Origin of the sequence: Haloferax sp. AB510 (assembly GCF_024136985.1) — an archaeon.
Lineage (GTDB): Archaea > Halobacteriota > Halobacteria > Halobacteriales > Haloferacaceae > Haloferax.
Genome location: NZ_JAMYJY010000158.1, coordinates 1 through 5,762 on the forward strand (window position 1 = coordinate 1; position 5,762 = coordinate 5,762).

The window sequence follows — 5,762 nt, forward strand, 5'->3', positions numbered from 1 at the left end:
CGTCGTCTGGGCGCGCCCCTGCGTCGCCTGCGACCCCGTCCTCGACGACATCGTCACGGTCTGCCGGAGCCTCGCGTCCGACCACCCCGACGGGGCGGCGTTCGCCATCGACGCGGACCGCGTCGGCGACGCCGACCAACACGAGTTCACGAGTTCCGACCTCGAACGCGAGGCGGGGAGCGCCGTCGTCGAGGCGACCGGCGCGCCCGTCGACCTCGACGACCCGGACCGAACCTACCGAATCGAGTGCCGGGAAGAGACGGCCTATCTCTCCGTGCGGCGGTTCAACGGTCCCGGCGGACTTCCGCTCGGGACGCAGGGACGGGCCGTCTCGCTCGTCTCCGGCGGCATCGACTCGCCGGTGGCGACGTGGGAACTGATGCGCCGCGGCTGTGAAATCGTCCCCGTCTACGTCGACTTGGGCGACTACGGCGGCGCGGACCACCGCGCGCGAGCCATCGAGACGGTGCGGACCATCGCCCGCCGCGCCCCGAACGCGGACATGCGAGTACACGTCGTCCCGGCCGGTGACGTGGTCGAACGACTGATGGAGACCGTCGAGGACACCCGGATGCTCTCACTTCGGCGCGCCATGCTCGCCATCGCCGCCGAAGTCGCCACGGACGAGCACGCCCACTCACTCGTGACCGGGGAGTCGCTGGGCCAGAAGTCGAGTCAGACCGGCGAGAACCTCGCCGTCACCGAGGCCGCGGTCGACTACCCCGTCCACCGCCCGCTTTTGACCCGTGACAAGACCGACATCGTCGCGGCCGCCCGCGACCTCGGCACCTACGACGACTCGACGCTCCCCGTCGGCTGCGAGCGCGTCGCGCCGAGTTTCCCCGAGACGAACGCCTCGCTGTCGGCCGTCGAGGCCGCGGAACCCGACGACCTGTTCGACCTCGCGGTCGAGGCCGCCCGGGAGCGCGTCGTCGTGTCGCCCGGCGACGAGTGAGCGCGGGAGCGCGAGGCGGAAGCCGAGGGCGAGAGGCCCAGAGCGCGGCCCGTCGTCAGACTCACCGAGGTTCGGTACCGACACACATACGAACCGTGCAAACGACCACTATAGTCACGGTTCTTCAAACGTTTAGATTCATTTCGTATGAACAATTGCACAAAAATGGCTTTATCTACCGTGAGCGCTAGGGTTCTCTCATGTCGAAAACATCGCATCCCGGTCACGGCCACCCCGGCCCCGAGTGGCGCGTCAGCCACCGGGCGTCGCGGACCGACTGGAGCGACACCGTCGAACGGTGCGCGGCGTGCCGCGCCCGCGTCGACATGAGCGAAGCCCACTATCAGGTCCTCCTCGAGCGGGACATCGACAAGCCCGGTAAGATAACCCTCGAACGCGAGCGCGTCGTCTTCTGCGACGAGTCCTGCGCCGCCGAGTGGGAATCGACCGCCTGAGTACCGGAACCGCTTTACCGAGTCCGGACCCTCCCTCTCGACGTGACGCAGGTCTGTATCGTCGGCGCGGAGGACGTCCACCTCCAGTACGAACTGCTGTCGCGCGACACCGCGCGCGCGGCGCTTTCGACCTACGACATCGCAGAACCGTTCGACAACTCGCTTTCGGTCGACACGGTGAGCCTCGGCGCGGCCGTCTCGCTTCTCAACGATCTCAACTGGTATCTCGTCCGGTTCGCCGACTTCTCGTTGGTCCGCGAACCCTCCGTCTCGTCCGACGAGTGGCTCTCTCGCGACCTCGCCCGACAGATTCGAGACGGGAAGGTCCAGCCGGAAGACACCGGCGACCACCTCGCCATCTACGGCGTCGAAGAGGGCCGCCTCGTCGAGCCGATGTACGTGACGCGCGTCGACGGCTCGGTCCCCGACTACGACCTCAGAGACGTGGAGCGAACGCTCGTCGTCAGAGTCGCGGAAGACGAGTTCGGTCGGTGAAAACGGGCCGTCGAGCGACCGCTATTCTTGGTCGAACATCCCGGTGGACATGTAGCGCTCGCCGGAGTCCCAGAACACCGTCACCACGAGCGGCTGGTCTCCGTCGTCCGCGTCGGGGTCGGCGAGTCGCTCGGCGACCCGCTTGGCCGCGAGGAGCGACGCGCCGGACGACTGGCCGACGAGGATACCCTCCTCGCGGGCGAGGCGGCGACACTCGGCCTCGGCGTCGGCGAGTTCGACGATTTCCACGTCGTCGATGAGGTCGGTGTCGAGGTTGGGGCTGACGAAGCCCGGGCCCATCCCCTGGAAGTCGTTGTCGCCGACCTCGTGTCCGGAGAGGACGGCGCTCTCGGCGGGTTCGACGCCGACGACGCGCATCGAGGGGTACTCCTCGACGAGGCGGCGGCCGTTGCCCGAAATCGTGCCGCCGGTGCCGATGCCGGCGACGAAGGCGTCGATGCGGCGGTCGCCCACCTGTTCGAGAATCTCCTCGGCGGTCGTCCGGTAGTGCGCCTCCGGATTCGCCGGGTTCTCGAACTGCCGGAGCTGGTACATGCCCTCGGCTTCGAGTTCGTCCGCGCGCTCTTTCGCGGTGGAGATGTCGCCCTCGACGAGTTCGATGGTCGCTCCGTAGGCGCGCATGATTTCGCGGCGCTCGGGCGACATCGAGTCCGGCATGACGATAGTCAGGTCGTAGCCCTTCGCCGCCGCGACGACGGCGAGTCCGATACCGGTGTTCCCGGACGTGGGTTCGACGAGGTGGTCGCCCGGCGAGATGTCGCCCGCTTCCTCGGCCGCCTCGACCATCGCCAACGCGGGGCGGTCCTTCGCCGACCCGCCCGGGTTCTTCGACTCTATCTTCGCCGCGACCGTCGACCCCTCGGGGGAGTCGACGCGGACCAGCGGCGACCCGATAGCGTCGAGGATACTGTCGTCCATCGACCCTCCGTTGACGGTGCGACACTAAACGACTGGCGGAGGCGGACGATACGGCCACCGTCTCGGGGAGAGACAGCGACGAGCGTGGGCGGCGAGCCCCGCCGCGAGCGCACCCGTTAAATCCGCGCGGCCGGTACGCCCTCCCATGGCTGAAGCCGAGACGCTCGAAACGATGCAACCGAACCCCGCGTGGGACGCGGCGTCCTACCCCGACGTGGTCGACGCCCTCGCGGCCGCGGACTACACGTTCAAGGTCTGGGGCGGCGACTGGTGCGGCGACTGCCGCGGACAGCTTCCCGACTTCGCGGCGGCCCTCGACGCCGCCGGCGTCCCCGCCGAGCGAATCGACCACTACCCTGTCGAGAAGGCCGACGACGGCTCGAAGGTCGGCCCGCTCGTCGAGGAGTACGACATCGAACTCATCCCGACGGTCGTCGTCGAACGCGACGGCGAGGAGGTCGCTCGCTTCGTGGAAGAAGCGGACGTTCCGATTGCGGTCTACCTCGCAGAGCGGCTCTCGAACTGAGCGCGGTTCGGATTTTCTGTTCTCTTGACCCGCCGAAACCGTGATACGACGCCCGCGGGTACTCCGATGCGATGCGACGAACGCAGGTGGCGCGGGAGTCGGAAGATGTCTGAGAAGCACAGCGGAGACAACGGCGGGAGTCCGGATTGCGGAGATGAACCGCGGCGCTACCACCTCGACAGCGACGACTATCGCCGCGACCTCGTCCCGATGTTTGCCGAGGTCGTTCCCATCGCGCACGCGGTTCGAGTCGAACTCGACGAGGAATGGCTCGACGAAGCGTTCGGAGAAGACGACAGCGAGCGATGCGTCGAGGCGCTCGCGGCCGTCGACGCGCTCGACCCCGAGCGCCCGGACGACAGGACCCGATGCTTCTCTCTCGGCACGGGCAGAGAGAGCGAGGACGCGCTGTTCGCGCTTCTCGACGCCGCGACGACGATGGTTGGGGAGCACTTCGTGTTTCGCCTCGCGCTCCTCGACGACAGCGGCAACGAACTGCTCGTGACGATTCCCCACGAATCGATGCTCTGGGGCGAGTCGCCGCCGCTCTCCGAGAGAATCGTGGCGTCGATCCAAGAACTGCTCGCCGACCGGGTCGGTCTGTTCGTGGCGTCGACGGTCTACGAGCGTTGGGAGACCGGCGACCACGCCTACCGCTTCGACACCACGGCAATCGTGCAATCGACGCTGGACCGGAAGACGAGTCGGACGTACTGTTCCGCGCTCTCGGCGCGGCACCTCGACATCGTCGACGAAACAACGCTCGTCTTCGACACGCCGATGGGTGAGAAAGTCGTCCCGTGCGTGACCCGCGAGCGCGCCGAACGAGTCGCAAAAACGGTTCGAGCGTTGCGACGGCGGTACGACGGGACGCGGCTCTGAGCCGAAAACGCCGTTTCAGTCGTCTTCGGCCGTACCTGCGGATTCGCCCGCCGTGAACCACGCCAGCGCCTCGTCGAGGTCGTGGGTCGGCGCGGAGCAGGTGAAGTTCTCGCAGGCGTAGACGGTCGGCTCCCCGTCGGCCGCCTCGCGGCCGGCCCAGATTGGCGGGGCCTCGTCTAGTCCGAGTTCGTCCAGCCACGAGTCGAGTTCCTCGTCGGTGCCGGGGCGACGGGAGACGACGAGGCCGGGGAGATACCGCGAGGCGAGCGTCTCGCGCCACTCGTCGGGTACCTCGTCGGCCGCGATGGTGAGTTCGGGGACGCCGCTGGCGGCCTTCTCGGCGGCGAGCGCGAGCGAGACGTGTTCGAGCGGACTGCCGCGGACGCGGTTGGCGAACGAGCCGAGGACCGCGTCCGCGACCTCGCCGAAGCCGGCGTCCGGCGCGAACTGTTCGAGGTCCAAGAACAGCGACGTGGCGACGCCGAGGCTCGACGGCGTGGACTGGTCGGTCGGCTCCTGCGGGCGGGTGACGAGCGACTCGCCGCTCTCGGGGGTGAAGTAGAGCGTGCCCGCGTCGGCGTCGTAGAACTCGCGGCGGGTCGCCCGCGCGAGGTCGAGCGCGAACGAGAGCGGCGCGAGGTCGCCGGTCGCCTGATAGAGATCGAACGCACCGCGCGCGAGGAAGGCGTAGTCTTCGAGGTAGCCGTCGCCTTTCACCTCGTCGTTCATCACGCGCCGCGAGAGCGTCTCGGTCTCGTCGTCCCAGAGGCGCTCGCGCACGAAGTCGAGGGCGCGGCGCGCGTCGTCGGCGAGCGAGTCGTCTTCGAGGACGACCGACCCCTGCGCGAACGCCGAAATCATCAGGCCGTTCCAGCCGGCGAGCACCTTCTCGTCGCGGGCGGGGCGCTCGCGTCCCTCGCGGGCCGCGAACAACGCCTTCCGAGCCTTTTCGAGTCGGTCTTCGACCTCGGACTCGTCGAGGTCGTACTCGTCGGCGAGTTCGGCTGTCGTCGCCGAGACGTTCAGGACGGTCGTCTTGTTCTCGAAGTTGCCGCCGGGCGTGACACCGTAGCGGTCACAGAAGAGGTCGGCGTCGAGTTCGGGGAGGAGGTCGTGCACGTCGTCGGGGGTCCAGACGTAGAAGGTACCCTCCTCGCCGCCGGACTGGGCGTCGAGGGTGGCGAAGAAGCCGCCGTCGTCGTGGGTGAGTTCGCGGCGGACGAACTCGAACGTCTCGGCGGCGACAGTCGCATAGGACTCGTTGCCGGTGAGTCGGGCGGCGTCGAGATAGCGAGCGGCGAGACCGGCCTGGTCGTACAGCATCTTCTCGAAGTGCGGGACGGTCCACTCGCGGTCGACGCAGTAGCGGTGGAAGCCGCCGCCGAGGTGGTCGCGGAGGCCGCCGTTGGCCATCGCGTCGAGGCTCTGTCGCGCCACGTCGAGCGCCTCGCGGCGGCCGGAGACGGCGTACCCGCGGAGCAGGGCGTCGATGCGGCCGGGTTGGGGGAAC

7 protein-coding genes are annotated in these 5,762 nt (G+C 68.4%); 5 read left to right on the plus strand and 2 right to left on the minus strand.

The window, feature by feature from the left end; genetic code table 11:
- From NKF06_RS19425 to NKF06_RS19435, 3 genes are all read left to right on the plus strand, one after another.
- A partial coding sequence (locus NKF06_RS19425) for a THUMP domain-containing protein (protein WP_253246349.1) occupies positions 1–955 on the plus strand: 955 nt, incomplete at its 5' end.
- A gap of 200 nt (positions 956–1,155) precedes the next feature.
- Positions 1,156–1,410: a hypothetical protein gene (locus NKF06_RS19430; protein WP_058567952.1), complete on the plus strand. Its 255-nt coding sequence runs from the start codon at positions 1,156–1,158 to the stop codon at positions 1,408–1,410.
- A gap of 42 nt (positions 1,411–1,452) precedes the next feature.
- Positions 1,453–1,905: a DUF5804 family protein gene (locus NKF06_RS19435; RefSeq protein ID WP_058827807.1), complete on the plus strand. Its 453-nt coding sequence runs from the start codon at positions 1,453–1,455 to the stop codon at positions 1,903–1,905.
- Positions 1,906–1,926: 21 nt separating this feature from the next.
- On the opposite strand, the gene NKF06_RS19440 is transcribed toward NKF06_RS19435, so the two are convergent.
- Positions 1,927–2,844 (minus strand): PLP-dependent cysteine synthase family protein, encoded by a 918-nt coding sequence (locus NKF06_RS19440; protein ID WP_253246350.1) that lies wholly within the window; start codon positions 2,842–2,844, stop codon positions 1,927–1,929.
- Between the two features lie 145 nt (positions 2,845–2,989).
- Between NKF06_RS19440 and NKF06_RS19445 the strand changes: the two genes are divergently transcribed.
- Positions 2,990–3,370, plus strand: coding sequence for a thioredoxin family protein (locus NKF06_RS19445; protein ID WP_253246351.1), 381 nt, complete (start codon positions 2,990–2,992; stop codon positions 3,368–3,370).
- Positions 3,371–3,475: 105 nt separating this feature from the next.
- The gene (locus NKF06_RS19450) at positions 3,476–4,252 is read left to right on the plus strand and encodes a hypothetical protein (protein WP_253246352.1); all 777 of its coding nucleotides are present in this window, start codon (positions 3,476–3,478) and stop codon (positions 4,250–4,252) included.
- A gap of 15 nt (positions 4,253–4,267) precedes the next feature.
- Here the strand turns inward: NKF06_RS19450 and NKF06_RS19455 are convergent.
- The coding region (locus NKF06_RS19455) for a thioredoxin domain-containing protein (RefSeq protein WP_253246353.1) at positions 4,268–5,762 on the minus strand (1,495 nt) is incomplete at its 5' end.

What these genes read in the sequence shown, in the direction of transcription:
- NKF06_RS19430 (WP_058567952.1), top strand. Translation starts at nt 1,156, where the DNA reads ATGTCGAAAACATCGCATCCCGGTCACGGCCACCCCGGCCCCGAGTGG.
- NKF06_RS19440 (WP_253246350.1), bottom strand. Translation starts at nt 2,844, where the DNA reads ATGGACGACAGTATCCTCGACGCTATCGGGTCGCCGCTGGTCCGCGTC.
- NKF06_RS19445 (WP_253246351.1), top strand. Translation starts at nt 2,990, where the DNA reads ATGGCTGAAGCCGAGACGCTCGAAACGATGCAACCGAACCCCGCGTGG.
- NKF06_RS19450 (WP_253246352.1), top strand. Translation starts at nt 3,476, where the DNA reads ATGTCTGAGAAGCACAGCGGAGACAACGGCGGGAGTCCGGATTGCGGA.